Below are 16,360 nucleotides of genomic sequence, written 5' to 3' on the forward strand. Positions count from 1 at the left end.
AGCGATTGCAACGTCTGTTTCAGTGTGATCAAAGATTGATTCATATGAATCTTGTCGCTCACAGAACGTCCCCATGAAGCCGGCCCATGGTCTCGACCGCATCGCCATAGCCGTCGCCCCGAACGGGGGACGTCGCAGCAAGGCCGACCATCCGGCGATTCCGCTGACACCAGCCGAACTTGCGAGGACGGCCGCGGAATGCGCCGATGCCGGTGCGGCTATGATCCACGTCCATGTCCGCGACAGAAGCGGCAATCATCTGCTCGACCCCGACGCCTACCGCCAGACGATCGCCGCCATCCGCGGTGCTGCCGGCGACCGCTTGATAATTCAGATCACCTCCGAAGCGCTCGGTGTCTATTCGCCGGCCCAACAGATGGCCGTTGTACAAGATGTGAAGCCGCAAGCTGTCTCGCTGGCGCTTCGCGAAATCGTTCCTGATGCCGGATCGGAACTCGCCTGTGTGCGCTTCATGGCCTGGCTGCACACCGAGGGGGTTGCGCCGCAGATCATCCTCTATTCGCCCGAGGAGGCCGTCAGGCTTTCGGACATGCAGCAGCGCGGACTGATCCCCTGGGCAAGCATACCGGTTCTCTACGTGCTGGGCCGATACACGCCGGGACAGGCGTCCGTTCCTGCCGATCTCCTGCCATTCCTCGCGGCGAACATGCCGCGCTTCGACCATTGGAGCGTCTGCGCCTTCGGCCGCAACGAAGCGGCGTGCGTGACCGCCGCCGCGTTGCTTGGCGGCCATGTCCGGGTCGGCTTCGAAAACAATCTTTTCCTTCCGGACGGCAGCATAGCCTCGTCCAACGCCGAACTGGTAGCGACCGTCGCACGCATACTCGCCGACTGCGGCGTCAAGATCGCCTCGGCCGCCGAGTTGGCGGCTCAATGGAACGCGCCGTTTCGTTCCGTATGACAAACCAAAGCCTATTTTCGGCGGCAAGCTCGCGCAAGGCATAGAGAGGCGGCTTCAATGTCGCCACGGAAGTCCCCGCCCGCGGCGCGGCGATTGCAACAACAGTGCCGGTCGTTGTAACCATTCCGGCCGCTTGATTTTGGAGGAGACGCAGCATGGACCGATTCACCGGCGGTTGCCTGTGCGGCAACGTCCGAATTATCGCGTCGGGGCGCCCATACCGGGTCGGCCTTTGTCACTGTCTTGACTGCCGCAAGCATCATGGCGCCCTTTTTCACGCTTCCGCGATTTTTCCTGAGGATGCGGTGACGATCGACGGCGAAACACGCGACTACGCCGGGCGGTTTTTCTGTCCCCGCTGCGGCTCCTCCGTTTTCGGACGCACCGCAGACGAAATCGAAGTAAACCTGGGGTCCCTGGATGCGCCTGACCAGCTGATGCCAACCTACGAAAGCTGGATCATCCGACGCGAGTCCTGGTTGCCGCCGTTTCCGCTCACCAGACGGTACGAGCGCGATCGTGACGCCACGGGTCGCTTTGAGGAATAGGTCGCAGGAACGGTGCCGAGGAGGCAACGACACCAGAACATGGATTTTCACAGGCCGCCTGCTCACGCCGCTAAAATGTGAACTTGCATGCTTACAAGGTGCGCTGCCTTCATCCACATTGCCCCATGGGCATTCGTGAGCGCCTAAGGCGACCCGTGACAGCCAAGGCGCCGGACCTTAGAGGAGGATCGCAGGGGATGGGATTCATCGTCGCGATCCTGACGCAGGCTTTGTACAGAGCGCCGCGTTCAAAGCTGGCCGTTTAGGAGGTCACGCCGGAAGATCGGCCTTGCGGAAGCCATCAACGAAATGCCCAAGCAGCGCAGCGTCGTGGAATGGCTCTGTCGTGGTCCAGTGGCCCGCCGCCTCGAAACGATGATCACAGGCTAGTGGTCGCGGCGACAATCAACCCGCCCAAGACGGCGACATTGATGGTGAAGCCGGTACGAAGCGCTTCGCGTTCATCGCCGCTGTAGCGCCAGAAGTTGAGCGCCATGAACGACGCCGCAATGGTGAATACGGCCAAGGTCGCGGCGGGAAAGGGTCCACCAAGGCCCGCTGCTAGGCAAAAGCCGCCTGCGATCTCCAGCACCGATCCGGCCGCGAGAAGAGGCCTGGGAGCAGGAAAGCCCCGCTCGGCCAGGGACGCTGTAACTGCCCGGAACCTGAGGAAATGCTCGGCGCCCGCCCAGATAAAGACGCCGCCGAGCAAAACCAATCCAAGGTGGTGGAGGAACGCGATCATTCCTTGCTGCCGTCCTCGGTGTAAACCGCTAGCTCGTAACCGTCCGGATCCGCGAAATGAAAGCGCCGGCCGCCGGGGAACCCATAAATCGGCCTGACGATCGTGCCTCCCGCTTCCTCGACCCGCTTGACCGTTGCCGGCAAATCATCGGCATAGAGAATGACGAGCGGGCCTCCTCCGGACCTCGCTGGGCCAGCGGCGAAGCCACCTGACAAGCGCCCGTCGTTGAACTCGCAATATTGCGTGCCGTAGTCAGTGAAGGTCCAGCCGAAGGCCTTTCCGTAGAAGTCGCGTGACCGCTGAATGTCTTTCACGTTGAATTCGACGTAGTCGATCCGTTGATCGTTGTTGTTGCTCATGATGCATACCTCTCGTGTGATGTACGACGGCGAAAGATAAGCACGCATCTCGCCTGCCGGATTGAACAAAACGGCCATCGACGTATGGCTTCACACGGCGCCGCCGAGGCGATGCATCTGACATGATTATTCACCTGCCCTCTTCCTTCCGGCCGGAAGAAACAACCGATTCTTGCAATCGTTTTCGATTGGCAGACGTTGTCGGTCGTGCAGATTGTTGTCTCGAGCGACGGCGGGCGCAGCCACTGCGTCGTAGGTTCACCGCCGGTAATCCGAAGAGGAGCGAGATGAGCGATCCCGTCCCAGCGCAGGCAACGGGCTCATTTCAGCAACGTCCAGCGTCGGCGCGGCTTCACGGGAGCTTTGCTTCGGTGTGGGCGCATCGAATGGACCCGGCGGGCGCACCGCCAATCGTCGTCATGCCCGATGCAACGATCGACCTGCAATGGATCGGAGGCAGCTTCCGAATTGCCGGCCCCGACAAGGAGCCGCAGACCGAGGTCCTGGCGGCAGGCGAGATCGTGATCGGCTTGCGCTTTCATCCTGCCACGGCGGCGGCATGGCTCGGCGTGCCACAAATCGAGCTTGTCGGCCAGAGGCTGTTGCTCGACGATTTATGGGGCGCGCGAGCCCGGCGCCTCGCCAGCCGCGTGCGCGCAGGCGACAATCTCGAGGATCTGGCCTGTTCGCTCGAACAGGTCGTCGCCGAGGAGGCGGCCTCCCGCGCGCCAGACGTTCCCATGCAGGCGGCATATCGCCTGATCGAGCGCGGGCCGCCACCCGACGCGCCGCTCGTCCCTTGGTTGATGCGCGCACTCGAGATGAGCGAAAGGACGTTGCGCCGGCGCTTCGACGAGAGCTTCGGCTATGGCCCCAAGACGCTTGACCGTATCCTCCGCTACCAGCGCTTTCTGCGGCTTTCGAGCCAATCAAACAGCGCCACGGCCATCCTGGCAGCCGAGGCGGGCTATTCCGATCAGGCGCATCTTGTCCGCGAGAGCCGACGCCTGACAGGAAGCACCCCGCGACAGATTCATCACCTGCTGCAGAGCGGGTGAAACCACGTCGCGCTCTTCATTGGCCGTTTTGTTCAAGTCGTCACTGTCGCCCGACTTTATCCTGGTGTCTCCGACAACCAGAGGAGATCGCCATGAAACCGCGCATTTCGGTTTTGACTATCGCTGTCGCCAACCTCGAGAGTTCTCTCGCGTTCTACCGCGACGGTCTCGGCTTGCCGACGGAAGGGATCATCGGCCGCGAGTTCGAGCATGGCGCCGTCGCGTTCTTCACGCTGTCCGGCGGGTTGAAGCTCGCGATCTGGGCGCAGGCCGACCTCGCCTACGACACTGGCCTGCCCAAGGCGCCGATCAGCTCGACCTCGTTCACAGTCGGACACAACGTTGTGCGCCGCGAAGAAGTCGATCAAGTGATGGATGAGGCCGCTCGCGCCGGAGCCGAGATCATCAAGCCTGCCCGGGACACGTTCTTTGGCGGATATGCCGGATACTTCCGCGATCCGAACGGACACCTGTGGGAGGTCGTCTGGAACCCCGCCAACATACCGAATGAGGACGCTCTCTGAGGGCAGGTATGGCCCTGTAGGATCGGGCCGTTCCGGTCATTCCCGGTGCTGGCAAATTCTATCGGCATCGGGCCGGGCGGCCTGCTTTCCCTGGCAAACGAAGCCAGTTCGACGGCAGTCCACCAGCACAATCTTACGGGGGCTGATTATGTAGCTCTATCCAGATTCGCCACGCCTGCATGGCGCATCATGCGGCGGAAGCTCATTGAGATATGCGCCCGCCTTATGTGCCCGATGGACTCCCAGTCGCCGATTTCGGCGGCGGCAAGGACCTCTTCCATTTCGCGGCGGAATGCGGTGAATTCCTCGACGAGGCCCAATTGCGGCATCAGCTTCAGGACGACGCGCGCGACCTGAAAATACAGGCGCTCGCTGATCTCGCGCAGTGGCTGGTTGCCGGTCATCGCCGTGAGCTCGTAGAAAAAATCCATGTTGAGGCGCAGGAAAGCGCGCTGGTCGGGATTGAGTATATCGGCATCGCAGCGCGCGATGAGCGCCCGTATCCGGTCAAGATCGTCCGCCGTGCGCGGAATCGGCGAAAGCTTGCCGACGAGGAGCGCCAGTTCCAGGCGCAGATGATAGACCTGCTGCAATTCCTCGATGTCGACGTCGGTGACGATCGTGCCGACGCCGTGGACGGATTGAACCAGACCCTCGGATTCAAGGCGCGCCAGGACGCGCCGGACCGGCGTGCGGCTGATCTCGAATTCCTGGGCAAGTTCTTCCTCGGACAGGTGGCTTCCCGGCGCATAATCGAGCAGGCAGATGCGGTCGCGCAATATCCGGTAGATGCGCTCGAACCGCTCCCGCGCGGAGAGCGGGCGCGGCGGCGCGGCGGTCACCGTCGTGGGCGGCTTGGCCTCTGTCTCGATCGTCACCCAGCCTCCAGGACAGCGTGCAGGAATTGCCGTGTCCGCTCGTTCTTGGGAGCACCAAACAGTTCGCTTGGCGGTCCCTGCTCGCAGATCTTGCCTTGATAGAAGAAACAAACGCGGTCGGAAAACTCCTTGGCGAAGCCCATCTGATGGGTGACCATCAGCATGGTGAGATCATGCTCGCGCCCGATTTGCCTTATCACCTGCAGCACTTCGCCGACAAGCTCCGGGTCGAGCGCCGACGTCACCTCGTCGAACAGCATGATCTTGGGCCGCATTGCCAGCGCCCTGGCGATGGCGACGCGCTGCTGCTGGCCGCCGGAAAGCTGTGACGGATAGTGGTCCTTCTTCTGGGCCAGACCGACCAGCTCCAGCAGCTCGGCCGCTCGTGCCTCGGCGTCCGCCCGCTTCATGCCGAGCACCGTTATCGGCGCCTCGATGCAGTTCTGCATCGCCGTCATATGCGGAAACAGGTTGAACGACTGGAACACCATGCCGATCTTGGCGCGGATCTTGCGGATGTGGGCGAGATCGGCGGGAACAAGCTTGCCGTTCCTCTCCATATGGGTCAGCGGCTCGCCTTCGACCCAGATGACGCCGTCATTGATCGTCTCCAGCGTCATCAGCATGCGCAGCACCGTCGTCTTGCCCGAACCCGACGGACCGATGACGGAGACTTTTTCGCCGCGCGCTATTTCGAGATTGAGCCCGTCGAGAACGGTTAACGTGCCGTAGCGTTTCGATACATTGTCGAAGCGGACCATCGGTTGTTCAGTCATCGCGTGGTCCTCCTGTTGAGCAGCCCTTCGAGGGAGCGGATGAGCGCCGCCGAAACCAGGCTCATGGCAAGGAAAAACAGGCCGACCAGCGTGATCGGCTCGGTGTAGCGGAACGTTTCGGAGCCGATGATCTTGGCGGTCTGCATCAGTTCCATCACGGCGATTGCGGAAAGCAACGGCGTTTCCTTGAACAAGGCCACCAGATAATTGCCGAGCGCCGGAACGATCGGCGGGATCGCCTGCGGAATGATGATGTCGCGGAACGTCGTCCAGGACGAGAGATTGAGCGCGATCGAAGCTTCCCACTGGCCGCGATGGATGTTGTCGAAACCGGCGCGATAGACCTCGGAGCAATAGGCGGCGTAGTGAATGCCGATGGCCAGCACCCCGGCGGTGAAAGCGTCGAGCACGACACCGAATTTCGGAAAGACGAAATAGAGAAAGAATATCTGGATGAGCAGCGGGGTCGAGCGGATCAGCTCAACCAGCACCGAAATCGTCCAGCTGGTCCATGGCACGGCGATGCGGACAACGGCCAGCACCAGGCCGAGCGAGGCGGCAAGCGCAAAGCCGATCAGCGTCGCTTCGATGGAAATGACAGCGGCGCGGGCAAGCACCGGCAGGATTTCCAGGGCAAATCCCCAATCCCAGATCATGCCGCCTTCCCCCGCGCCAGTCCGAGCGACGCCCGCCTTTCGAGAAGCCGCATGCCGATGGTCACAACCAGCGACATTGCCAGGTACATCAAAAGAACGAGGGTGAAGATCGGAATGGTCTTGAACGTGTTCTGGTTCATTTGCTGCGCCTTGAAGGCGAGATCCGAAAGCGTGATCAGCGAGACCAGCGCCGTCGATTTCAGAAGCTCGATGAACAGATTGCCCCAGGGCGGGATCATCGCGACAAAGGCCTGCGGCAGGATGATCCGGCGCAACATCTGTGGGCGGCTCATGTTCAATGCCGTACACGCTTCCCACTGCCCGCGGGCGACGGACAGGATTGCGCCGCGCACGCACTCCGATCCGTAGGCGCCGACATTCAGGCCGAGCGCCAGCACTGCCACAACGAATGCGTTGATCGTGACGCCGAATTGCGGGAGCACGAAAAACAGCCAGAACAATTGCACCAGTGCCGACGTTCCGCGGAAGATCTCGACGTAAACCGTGGCCAGCCATCTGAGCGGCGTCGGGCCGTACATCCTTGCAAGTGCTGCAAGCACGCCCATGATAATTGCCAGCAGGCTGCCGAGGACGGCGATCTCGACCGTCAGGACCGCGCCTTGCAGCAGGCCGGGCATGAACACTCTATAGCTGTCCTGCGTTGCCAACGCGCCGATCACGACCAGCGCGATGACCAGCATGGCAATGAGCGTACGGATTCCCATGCGATTCCCCCGGGAAAAAAGGGCGGCGCTTTCGCGCCGCCAGCAGTTGGGAACCTATTTGCCAGCGCAGAGCTCTGCGGTGGTCTTGTTGGGCAGATAATCCTTGCCGAAGCCGAGTGGCTCGACCAGCGCGATATGCTCCGGCGAACCGATGAACTTCTTCAGCTCGGCGTTGAAAGCCTGCTGCAGGTCGGTGTCTTCCTTGCGGAAGCCGAAGCCGCCATGGCCTTTCACCGACTTGCCGGCGACCTCGCCGAAGGGCTTGGTCGACTCGACACCGTCGGCCTTCTTGGCCATGTCGGCGATCGAAAGGGCGGTAAGCGCGGCAGCATCGGCGCGGCCCGACTGGACGGCGGCGACCAGGCTGGACTGGTCGGGCAAGGAGACGATCTGCCCATCGGCAACGCCCGCTTCTTTGGCGAAGCCGCCTTCGACGGCGCCGGCCATCACGGCAAGCTTGAGATCCGGATTATCCTTGATGCTGGAAAAATCCTTGATGCCTTTCGGATTGCCTTTTGCCACCAGCATAGCCTCGCCGATGCCGTAGGACGGCTCGGAGTAGTTGATCTCGGCGCAGCGCTTCGGGGTGATGAACATGCCGGCGGCGATGATATCGAAGCGGCCGGCCTTGAGACCTGGAATGAGCGAGCCGAATTCGGTCAAAACACCGTCGACCTGCGGTATGCCCATCTTGGCGAGCACCGCCTTGGCGACTTCCGGCGCCTCGCCGGTCAGCTTGCCGTCTGGCGTGGCGTAACCGAACGGCGCCTCGTTGGCGAAACCGACGCGGATGTAGCCGTCCTTCTTGGCCCGTTCGAGGGTGGTTTCCGCGTGAGCGGACAGCGAGGTCAATGACGTCGCGGCGAGCGCGATGCAGGCAGCCGCTTTCACGACCATGCGGCGCGATATCGATGAATTGAACATGCTTTTCTCCCATTGGACAACTGTGGATGGTTCCCAGGGCGCGGCCTTCTTCGAGGTCGGCGCCTGCTTGATCAGACGTATACAACTGCCCTAGACATTTCGCAAGCAGAGATATAGAAACCATGGAAATTCGGCGATAATTCGCAGTTAGCCAACAAATTGACGTCGAGTTGTGCACAATTTGGGCCTGCTTGCCCATATTTTATCAAAGGGCAAGCGGCGTACTGGAAGGCAGGATTTCGGTGGCGACCGCGAAGGGCTTCGGGACATTCACGCAAGCGGAGTATGGGCAGCGCCTCGCCGGCGTGAAGACACGCATGCAACAAGCCGGCTTCGATCTCATCGTCTGTCAGGATCCAGCCAACATGTGCTGGCTGACCGGCTATGACGGATGGTCGTTCTACGTTCCGCAGTGCGTGCTCGTCCATCTGGAGGAGGACCGGCCGATCTGGTTCGGCAGAGCGCAGGATGCCAAGAGCGCACGCCTGACCACCGGCCTGCCCGAGACAAACATCGTGCCGTTCTCGGAACGGCTGGTGCAGCAGCCCGTCGAACACCCTTATGACGAACTCGCCCAACTGATCCGGTCGCGCGGCTGGGGAAAGGCCCGTATCGGCGTCGAGATGGACGCGCATTATTACACTGCGCGCTGCCACGCCCATCTTGTCGAGGGGCTGCCCGACGCGCATTTCGCCAACAACCACGATCTCGTTAACTGGGCGCGGCTGGTCAAATCCGAAGCCGAGCTGGTGCTGATCCGCGAGGCGGGTGCGATCTGCACGCATGCCATGAACCGCGCCATCGGGAAAATGCGGCCCGGTGTGCCTCAGAACCATGTCATTGCGGAAATCTATCACGCGCAGATCATGGGGGTGCCCGGAGCGGGCGGCGACTATGCCGCGATCTGTCCGCTGATGCCCGTTGGCGAGGGCACCAGCACGCCGCATCTGACGTGGTCCGACGCGCCGCTGCCGGACAGCGGCCCCGCCATTCTGGAGATTGCCGGCGTGAGGCGCCGCTATCACGCGGCGCTGACGCGGACCATACATTTCGGCAAGCCGCCGCTAGCCATCCTCGACATGGCCAAGGCAATCGTCGAGGGTGTCGATGCCGGCCTCGAGAAGGCGCGCCCCGGCTACACCGCCGAACAGGTGGAAGCCGCCTGGCAGGCAGTCCTGCGACGGAACGGGCTGAAGAAGGAAAGCCGGGTTGGCTATCCGGTCGGGCTCGCATACCCGCCCGATTGGGGTGAACGCACCGCAAGCCTTCGTCCCGGCGATACTACCGAGATGCAGTCCGGGATGTGCTTCCATTTCATGGCCGGCGTCTGGCTCGACGATTTCGGCATCGCCATCTCGGAATCGTTCGTCGTCACGGAACGCGGCGGCGAACGCCTCTGCGACGTGGCGCGCGAACTCATCGTCATCGACTGACATGGCGGCCGGGAAACCGGCTGCCGAAAAGACCATGCCCGCCACCACGCCGGCAACAAGCACGAGGACACCCGATGGACCGCAATCCGTTTTCCGAAGCCGAAATCGCCGGCCGCCTTGCCAAGGTCCGTACTGCACTGGCCGAGCGCGAGCTCGACGCGGCGGTCTTCGCCTCACCGGAGAACGTCTTCTATCTCACCGGGCTCGATCACTGGGGGTATTTTGCCCCTCACCTGCTGATCGTTCCACTCCAGGGAAACCCCGTCCTGGTCACCCGCTCGATGGAGAAGGTGACGATCGAGAAGCAGGTGAAGGCAGCGGAATTCCGCGGCCACTCCGACAGCGAAACGGCGGCCGACCTTGCCGCGCGGGTGCTTGCGGAGCTCGGCCTGTCGGGCAAGCGGATCGGCCTCGAATACTGGACGGCCGGCCTTAGCCATGGACTTGCCGTGGCGCTCCAGACGCAAGCCGATGCAACGTGGAGCGATGTCTCCGGTCTGATCGACGAGATGCGGCGGGTGAAGAGCGCCGAAGAACAGGCGCTGATGCGGCGTGCCGCAAAGGTGACGGACGCCGCCGCCGGTGCCGCGATCGCCGCGATCTCCGATGGCGCTTCCGAACAGGAGGTCGCCGCCCAATGTGTTTCGGCAATGATCCGCGCCGGCGGTCATGCGCCGGGCTTCGGACCGTTCATCCGCCCGGCCGCGCGCCTGGGTGAAGAGCACACGACCTGGGGCGACGGAATCTACCGCAAGGGCGAGCCGGTCTTTGTCGAACTGTCCGGGTGCATCTCGCGCTACCATGCCCCGCTCGGCCGGCTCGTTCGCATCGGCCACATCAGCGATGAAGACGCCGCAATGGCGGAGGTGACCGCCAAGGCCTTCAACGCGGTCGTCGAGGCGCTGCGGCCGGGCGCCAAGGCGCGCGATGTTTACGCCGCCTGGCAGGCCGTCGCCGACGAGGCCGGCCTTTCCCACTATCGCCGCCATCACTGCGGCTACCTTGTCGGCGCCGGCCAGCCGCCGTCATGGACCGGCGGCAATTCGGTGACCGGCTTGCGACACGATTCCGACCTCGAGATCGAAACGGGGATGAGCTTCCACATCCTGTCATGGCTGATGGGAACGGGTCGCGGCAATGACTTCGTCTCCAACACGGTGCTTTTGACCGACGCGGGCGCCGAAGTGCTCACCCGCACGCCGGCCGGCCCGATCGTTCGATAGGCCCGCACGCATGGCGCGCTACTCGGCACTCTCGATTTTCCGCAACGCGCTCGCCGGCCAGAAGAATTGGCAGCGCGCCTGGCGTGCGGCGGAGCCAAAACCGTCCTATGATGTGATCGTCATCGGCGGCGGCGGACACGGCCTCGCCACCGCCTTTTACCTCGCCGAGAACCACGGCATCCGTAACGTCGCCGTACTCGAAAAGGGCTATGTCGGCGGCGGCAATGTCGGCCGCAACACCACCGTCATCCGCTCCAACTACCTGCTCGACGGCAACACCCAGTTCTACGAATTCTCGATGAAGCTCTGGGAGGGCATGTCGCGGGCGCTGAACTTCAACGTCATGTTCTCGCAGCGCGGCCAGCTCGTCACGGCGCATTCGGCCGATCAGCTCGACGGCTTCAGCCACCGCGCCAATGTCATGCGGCTGAATGGCATTGATGCCGATATCCTCGACCGCGACGAGGTGCGCCGTCTCGTGCCCTATCTCGATTTTTCCGACACCGCCCGCTTTCCGATCCATGGTGCCATCTTCCAGGGCCGGGCGGGCACGGCGCGCCACGACGCCGTCGCCTGGGGCTATGCGCGCGCCGCCGACAGCCATGGCGTCGACATAATCCAGAACTGCGAAGTGACAGGCTTCCTCCGCGACCGCGACAGTATCGTCGGCGTCGAAACGACGAAAGGCCGGATCGGCGCCGGCAAGGTCGGCCTCGCTGTTGCCGGTCATACATCCGTGCTCGGTGCCAAGGCCGGCCTTGACCTGCCGATCGAAAGCCACGTCCTGCAAGCCTTTGTCACCGAACCGCTGAAGCCGCTGGTAGATCACGTCGTCGCTTACGGCGCCGACCATTTCTACGTCAGCCAGTCCGACAAGGGCGGACTGGTCTTCGGCGGCAATCTCGACGGCTACAATTCATACGCCCAGCGCGGCAATCTCGGCGTCGTGCGCGAGGTGGCGGAGGCGGCGATTGCTTTGATGCCGTGCATTTCGCGCGTCCGTCTGCTGCGCCACTGGGGCGGCGTCATGGACATGACTCCCGATGCCAGCCCGATCATCTGCCCGACGCCGATCGACGGCCTCTATCTCAATGGCGGCTGGTGCTATGGCGGCTTCAAGGCGACGCCGGCTTCCGGCTGGTGCTTCGCCCACACGATCGCCACCGGCAAGCCGCATCCCCTGATCGCGGCCTACGGACTCGATCGTTTCCGCACCGGCCACACGCTCGATGAGGCCGGTGTCGGCCCTTCCGCCTGGCTGCAATAGGAGGCGGGACAAAATGCTGCGCATCGAATGCCCCTGCTGCGGCCCGCGCGACCATGACGAGTTCCGCTATGGCGGCGATGCCTCGGTCACGCGTCCAACCCATGACGATGCCGATCCGGAGGCCTGGTACCGCTACGTCTATATCAGGACAAACCCGGCCGGCCCGCACCGTGAATTCTGGCAGCACGTGACCGGCTGCCGGCAATGGCTGGTGGTCGAACGCGACACCCGCAACCACGCGATCGCATCCGTCGACTTCGCCAGGAAATCGACTGTCAGGAAACAACCGGCATGAGTTCGAACCGCAAACGCCTGCCAGCGGGTGGCCGCATCAGTCGCGAGGTGCCGGTAGATTTCACCTTCGATGGCCGCAAGCTGATTGGGTATCGCGGCGACACGCTCGCCTCCGCGCTGCTCGCCAATGGCGTCACCCTGGTCGGGCGCAGCTTCAAATATCATCGCCCGCGCGGCATTTTTTCCGCCGGGCCCGAAGAGCCGAATGCGCTGGTTACGCTCGGGAGCGCCGGCAGGCGCGAGCCGAACCTGCCGGCGACGACGCTGGAACTCGCCGACGGCATGGTCGTGGAGAGTCAGAACCGCTGGCCGTCGCTTGCCTTCGACGTGCAAAGCGTCAACGGCCTTTTCGCGCCGTTTCTGTCCGCCGGCTTCTACTACAAGACCTTCATGGGCCCGACGCGCCGCGCCTGGATGTTCTACGAGCATTTCATCCGCAAGGCGGCCGGCCTGGGCAGAGCCGGCACCGGCCCCGATCCCGACCGCTACGAGGTTCATCATGCCTTCGCCGATGTCGCCATCGTCGGCGGCGGCCCGGCGGGATTGTCGGCGGCGCGGGCGGCCGCCGCGGCCGGCGCGCGGGTCGCGCTGATCGAGCAGGATTTCCTGCTTGGCGGCCAGCTTCTGGCGGAACCGTCCGACAGCGCAGCGGCCGCATGGCTGAGGCAGGCCGAGGCCGAGTTGGAGGGCTTCGAAACCGTCGCGCTGATGAAGCGGACGACCGCTTTCGGCAACTATGACGGCAATGTGCTTGGACTGGTCGAACAGCGCGATCCAACCGATCCGCAGCCGAATGGCGAGACACGCCAAACGGTCACCATGCTGCGCGCCCGCGCCATCGTTTTCGCCACCGGCGCCATCGAGCGACCAATGGTGTTCTCGAACAACGACCGGCCCGGCGTCATGCTCGCCTCGGCCGCGCGGACCTACCTCAACCGTTTCGCCGTCCTGCCGGGCAGGAAAATCATCGTCGCCACCAGCAATGACGGTGCCTGGCGCACCGCCTTCGATTACGCCGCAGCCGGCGCGGAGGTGACGGTTGCCGATCTGCGCGCCGTCCCGCCCGCAGCACTTGCCGCTGAAGCCGCACGGCTCGGCGTGGTGGTGCGGGCCGCAACGCGCATCGTCGACCTGCACGGCGGCCATACCGTCAGGCGCGTAACGCTCAATGGACCGAAGGGACAATCCTCGGCCGCCTGTGACGTGGTCTGCATCTCCGGCGGCTGGTCGCCAACCGTGCATCTCACCTCCCACCTCGGTGTCAAACCTGTCTATCGCGACGACATTGACGGCTTCGTGCCGGGCGTCTTTTCAGCCAGCCAGTTCGGCGCCGGCGCAATGATAGGAGCTTATGCGACCGCCGCTGCCGTCGAGCACGGCCATCGCGCCGGCATCGAAGCGGCAGCCTCCTGCGGCAAGTCGGCGCCGGTGCCCGCTCCATCAAAACTCGATCTCGGTGAGACCGCCTCGACCGTGCTTCGCGAAACCCTGCCCGCTGGACGCGGAAAGGCCTTCGTCGATTTCCAGATGGACGTGACGACCGGGGATATCGAGCTCGCCCATCGTGAGGGCTATGAATCGGTCGAGCACCTGAAGCGCTACACCACGCTCGGCATGGGCACCGATCAGGGCAAGACCAGCAATTTTCCCGCACTTGCCGCCATGGCAGCGCTGCGCGGCGCAACGATTCCCGAGACCGGCACCACGACCTTCCGCCCGCCCTATACGCCGGTGGCGATCGGCGCGCTTGCCGGACGCGCCGTCGGCCATCATTTCAAGCCGATCCGCCGCACGCCGATGCACGACTGGCACATGGCGAATAGCGCCGAGATGCTCGAGGTCGGGCTCTGGATGCGGCCCTATTTATACCGGCAGTCGGGCCGCGACGTGAACGAGGCCTATGTTGCCGAAATGCGTACCGTGCGTCAGGCCGCGGGGCTGATGGACATCTCCACGCTCGGCAAGATCGATGTCCAGGGCCCGGATGCGGCAATCTTCCTCGACCGCGTCTATGCCAACGGCTTTGCCAAACTGGCGATAGGCCGCGCCCGCTACGGCGTCATGCTGCGCGACGACGGCATCGTCTTCGACGACGGCACCACGACGCGGCTAGCGGAAAACCGGTTCTTCATGACCACGTCGACCGCCAAGGCCGCCGATGTGCTGTCGCGTCTCGAATTCCTGCTCGACACGGCCTGGCCGGATTTGCGCGTGGCCGTTACCTCGGTCAGCGATGAATGGGCGGCGATGTCGGTTGCCGGGCCTAACAGCCGCGCAATCCTCGGTGCTGCTTTTCCTGGTCTCGACGTTTCCGACGCGGCGCTTCCGCATATGGGGCTACTCGAAAGCGAGTGGCAGGGCCGTGGGCTCCGCATCCTGCGCCTCAGTTATTCCGGCGAGCGCGCTTACGAAGTCTATGTCGGCGCCACTGCCGGTGAACAGCTCTGGAGCCTCTTGCTCGAAGCCGGCACACCCTTCGACCTGAAGCCTTACGGTGTCGAGGCGCTCGGCGCGCTGCGGGTCGAAAAGGGCCATGTCGCCGGACCGGAGATCGATGGGCGCACGACGCTCGACGATCTCGGCCTCGGCCGCATGGCCGGCAAGCGCAGCGGCTTCGTCGGCGATGTACTGCGCCGCCGCCAGGCCTATCAGGCGCCTGAGCGCCAGCGGCTGGTCGGACTGGAATGCGCCGAAGACGGCAAGCGCCTCCGCGGCGGGGCGATCCTGTTCCTGCCGGACGACAAGATCGAGGGCCATGGCCGCGGCCGGGTGACCTCGATCACCTTTAGCCCAGAACTCGACCGCTATGTCGGATTGGCCCTGCTTGCCGGTGATGTCGCGGCAGAAGGAAGCGAGGTCGTGGCGGTCTATCCGATGAAGGCCGAAACGGTTCGCGCCCGCGTTGTCTCGCCGGTATTCATCGATCCGCAGGGAGAACGGCTGCATGGCTAGCTTGACCTCTTCTCGGGATTTCAGTCTGTCCGTGGCGGATTGTCCGCTTATCCAGATCGAGGGCTGGGACGCGACACTGAGACAATTCGAAAAGAGCGTCTCGGCGTCGCTCAACACGAAACTTCCCGCTTCGGTGGGAGAGACGGTTCGCCACAAGGGCCTTTTGACCATCCGCGTTGCACCTCGCCGCCTTTGGCTGGCTCTCGACGAAGGCACAGAGGCGCCAGCCCTTGTCGTCGACCCCGATCTCGGCTGTTCCGTGCCCCTCGGGGAAGGTCGTGTTCGTTTGAAAATGGCCGGCCCTGGTATCGCAAGGCTTCTGTCCGGCTGCATTGCCGTCAACTGGCACGCGCCGACCGCCGCTCCGGGCCGCGCCGTGCAAACATCCTTCCATCACGTGCCCGTGCTCTTCCTGCGCACCGGCGAGACCGCGTGCGAACTCATCGTGCCGCGAAGTTTTTCGCGAAGCCTCTCGGATTGGATTGCCGACGGCTAGCCAATACCGGTTCCTCGGGCAAGGGCCGGCTTTAGCGGCGATCCAAGCCGCCATCACGAAGCCATCTACTCTCTTGCCGGCCAGTCCTGCAGGAGCGTAATCCCAAACTTCGGCGCGGCTAATTTGAGCCGCTCGATATCGGCAGGCGTCGGCGGCCCGACCACCTCTCCCTTGCTGCGTTCATGGCCACCTTCGGCGAGAAACTGCTCGAACACACTTGGCGTGTCTATCAGGATATAGCGAACGAGCTGGTTGCCGGGATTCATAAGCTGGTGCGGGATGCCCCGCTTCAAAAACATGCTCTCGCCGGGCGAGAGCGTTCGGACCACACCGTCCACAATTGCGGTCAAGTGCCCTTCGATGACGTAGACCGTCTCGTCGTCATTCGCATGAACATGGATTGGCGTTTTGGTGTGCCCGTCGCTTCTGTTTTCGAACAGACTCAACAAGCCTCCCGTCTGTTCGCCGGAGACCAGTCGCTTCATGACGATGCCCGCGAGCACGAATTCTTTTGGTTCAACATCCGTCATTGATCCAATCCTGCCAGGCACATTTGGTGGGCCGTCAAGCAGACGAGCTG

The 16,360-nt window shown here is 63.3% G+C and carries 18 protein-coding genes; 10 read left to right on the top strand and 8 right to left on the bottom strand.

What is annotated here, in order from left to right; translation table 11 throughout:
• Positions 1-73 precede the first annotated feature (73 nt).
• On the top strand, positions 74-922 hold the full coding sequence (locus NKH93_RS03975; protein WP_352969236.1) for a beta-keto acid cleavage family enzyme: 849 nt from the start codon (positions 74-76) through the stop codon (positions 920-922).
• 155 nt (positions 923-1,077) lie between these two features.
• On the top strand, positions 1,078-1,470 hold the full coding sequence (locus tag NKH93_RS03980; protein ID WP_352684671.1) for a GFA family protein: 393 nt from the start codon (positions 1,078-1,080) through the stop codon (positions 1,468-1,470).
• A gap of 379 nt (positions 1,471-1,849) precedes the next feature.
• Here the strand turns inward: NKH93_RS03980 and NKH93_RS03985 are convergent, their stop codons facing one another.
• Both NKH93_RS03985 and NKH93_RS03990 read right to left on the bottom strand, forming a co-directional pair.
• Entirely contained in the window at positions 1,850-2,215 is a 366-nt protein-coding gene (locus NKH93_RS03985) for a DoxX family protein (RefSeq protein ID WP_352470562.1), read from the bottom strand.
• Positions 2,212-2,577, bottom strand: coding sequence for a VOC family protein (locus NKH93_RS03990; RefSeq protein WP_352470699.1), 366 nt, complete (start codon positions 2,575-2,577; stop codon positions 2,212-2,214). The genes NKH93_RS03985 and NKH93_RS03990 overlap by 4 nt, the downstream gene beginning before the upstream one ends.
• A gap of 383 nt (positions 2,578-2,960) precedes the next feature.
• Between NKH93_RS03990 and NKH93_RS03995 the strand changes: the two genes are divergently transcribed.
• The gene (locus NKH93_RS03995) at positions 2,961-3,632 is read left to right on the top strand and encodes a helix-turn-helix domain-containing protein (protein ID WP_352969238.1); all 672 of its coding nucleotides are present in this window, start codon (positions 2,961-2,963) and stop codon (positions 3,630-3,632) included.
• Positions 3,633-3,724: 92 nt separating this feature from the next.
• Positions 3,725-4,156: a VOC family protein gene (locus tag NKH93_RS04000; protein ID WP_352969240.1), complete on the top strand. Its 432-nt coding sequence runs from the start codon at positions 3,725-3,727 to the stop codon at positions 4,154-4,156.
• Between the two features lie 146 nt (positions 4,157-4,302).
• On the opposite strand, the gene NKH93_RS04005 is transcribed toward NKH93_RS04000, so the two are convergent.
• The 5 genes from NKH93_RS04005 to ehuB are packed head-to-tail and all read right to left on the bottom strand — an operon-like array spanning position 4,303 to position 8,115.
• A complete protein-coding gene (locus NKH93_RS04005) occupies positions 4,303-5,034 on the bottom strand; it encodes a GntR family transcriptional regulator (RefSeq protein ID WP_352768591.1) in 732 nt (243 codons plus the stop codon).
• Positions 5,031-5,810 (bottom strand): ectoine/hydroxyectoine ABC transporter ATP-binding protein EhuA, encoded by a 780-nt coding sequence (ehuA, locus tag NKH93_RS04010; protein WP_023717024.1) that lies wholly within the window; start codon positions 5,808-5,810, stop codon positions 5,031-5,033. The genes NKH93_RS04005 and ehuA overlap by 4 nt, the downstream gene beginning before the upstream one ends.
• A complete protein-coding gene (gene ehuD, locus NKH93_RS04015) occupies positions 5,807-6,466 on the bottom strand; it encodes an ectoine/hydroxyectoine ABC transporter permease subunit EhuD (protein WP_023674259.1) in 660 nt (219 codons plus the stop codon). The genes ehuA and ehuD overlap by 4 nt, the downstream gene beginning before the upstream one ends.
• The gene (gene ehuC, locus NKH93_RS04020) at positions 6,463-7,191 is read right to left on the bottom strand and encodes an ectoine/hydroxyectoine ABC transporter permease subunit EhuC (RefSeq protein ID WP_352819842.1); all 729 of its coding nucleotides are present in this window, start codon (positions 7,189-7,191) and stop codon (positions 6,463-6,465) included. Before ehuC ends, ehuD begins: the two co-directional genes overlap by 4 nt.
• Before the next feature lie 54 nt (positions 7,192-7,245).
• Positions 7,246-8,115: an ectoine/hydroxyectoine ABC transporter substrate-binding protein EhuB gene (gene ehuB, locus NKH93_RS04025; RefSeq protein ID WP_352470567.1), complete on the bottom strand. Its 870-nt coding sequence runs from the start codon at positions 8,113-8,115 to the stop codon at positions 7,246-7,248.
• 242 nt (positions 8,116-8,357) lie between these two features.
• On the opposite strand from ehuB, the gene NKH93_RS04030 reads away from it, so the two are divergent.
• From NKH93_RS04030 to NKH93_RS04055, 6 genes are all read left to right on the top strand, one after another.
• Complete coding sequence (locus NKH93_RS04030) at positions 8,358-9,548, top strand: M24 family metallopeptidase (protein WP_352969242.1); 1,191 nt, start codon at positions 8,358-8,360, stop codon at positions 9,546-9,548.
• A 74-nt stretch (positions 9,549-9,622) separates the two neighbouring features.
• Positions 9,623-10,771, top strand: a complete 1,149-nt coding sequence (locus NKH93_RS04035) for a M24 family metallopeptidase (protein WP_352969244.1) — start codon at positions 9,623-9,625, stop codon at positions 10,769-10,771.
• A 10-nt stretch (positions 10,772-10,781) separates the two neighbouring features.
• Positions 10,782-12,038: a sarcosine oxidase subunit beta family protein gene (locus NKH93_RS04040; protein WP_352470570.1), complete on the top strand. Its 1,257-nt coding sequence runs from the start codon at positions 10,782-10,784 to the stop codon at positions 12,036-12,038.
• 13 nt (positions 12,039-12,051) lie between these two features.
• Positions 12,052-12,333, top strand: coding sequence for a sarcosine oxidase subunit delta (locus NKH93_RS04045; RefSeq protein ID WP_352470571.1), 282 nt, complete (start codon positions 12,052-12,054; stop codon positions 12,331-12,333).
• Entirely contained in the window at positions 12,330-15,284 is a 2,955-nt protein-coding gene (locus tag NKH93_RS04050) for a sarcosine oxidase subunit alpha family protein (RefSeq protein WP_352969247.1), read from the top strand. Before NKH93_RS04045 ends, NKH93_RS04050 begins: the two co-directional genes overlap by 4 nt.
• Positions 15,277-15,780: a sarcosine oxidase subunit gamma gene (locus NKH93_RS04055; protein ID WP_352470573.1), complete on the top strand. Its 504-nt coding sequence runs from the start codon at positions 15,277-15,279 to the stop codon at positions 15,778-15,780. Before NKH93_RS04050 ends, NKH93_RS04055 begins: the two co-directional genes overlap by 8 nt.
• A 65-nt stretch (positions 15,781-15,845) precedes the next feature.
• On the opposite strand, the gene NKH93_RS04060 is transcribed toward NKH93_RS04055, so the two are convergent.
• Complete coding sequence (locus tag NKH93_RS04060) at positions 15,846-16,310, bottom strand: cupin domain-containing protein (protein ID WP_352819856.1); 465 nt, start codon at positions 16,308-16,310, stop codon at positions 15,846-15,848.
• Positions 16,311-16,360: the final 50 nt, after the last annotated feature.

Origin of the sequence: Mesorhizobium sp. M0954 (assembly GCF_040319155.1) — a bacterium.
Taxonomy (GTDB): Bacteria; Pseudomonadota; Alphaproteobacteria; order Rhizobiales; family Rhizobiaceae; genus Mesorhizobium.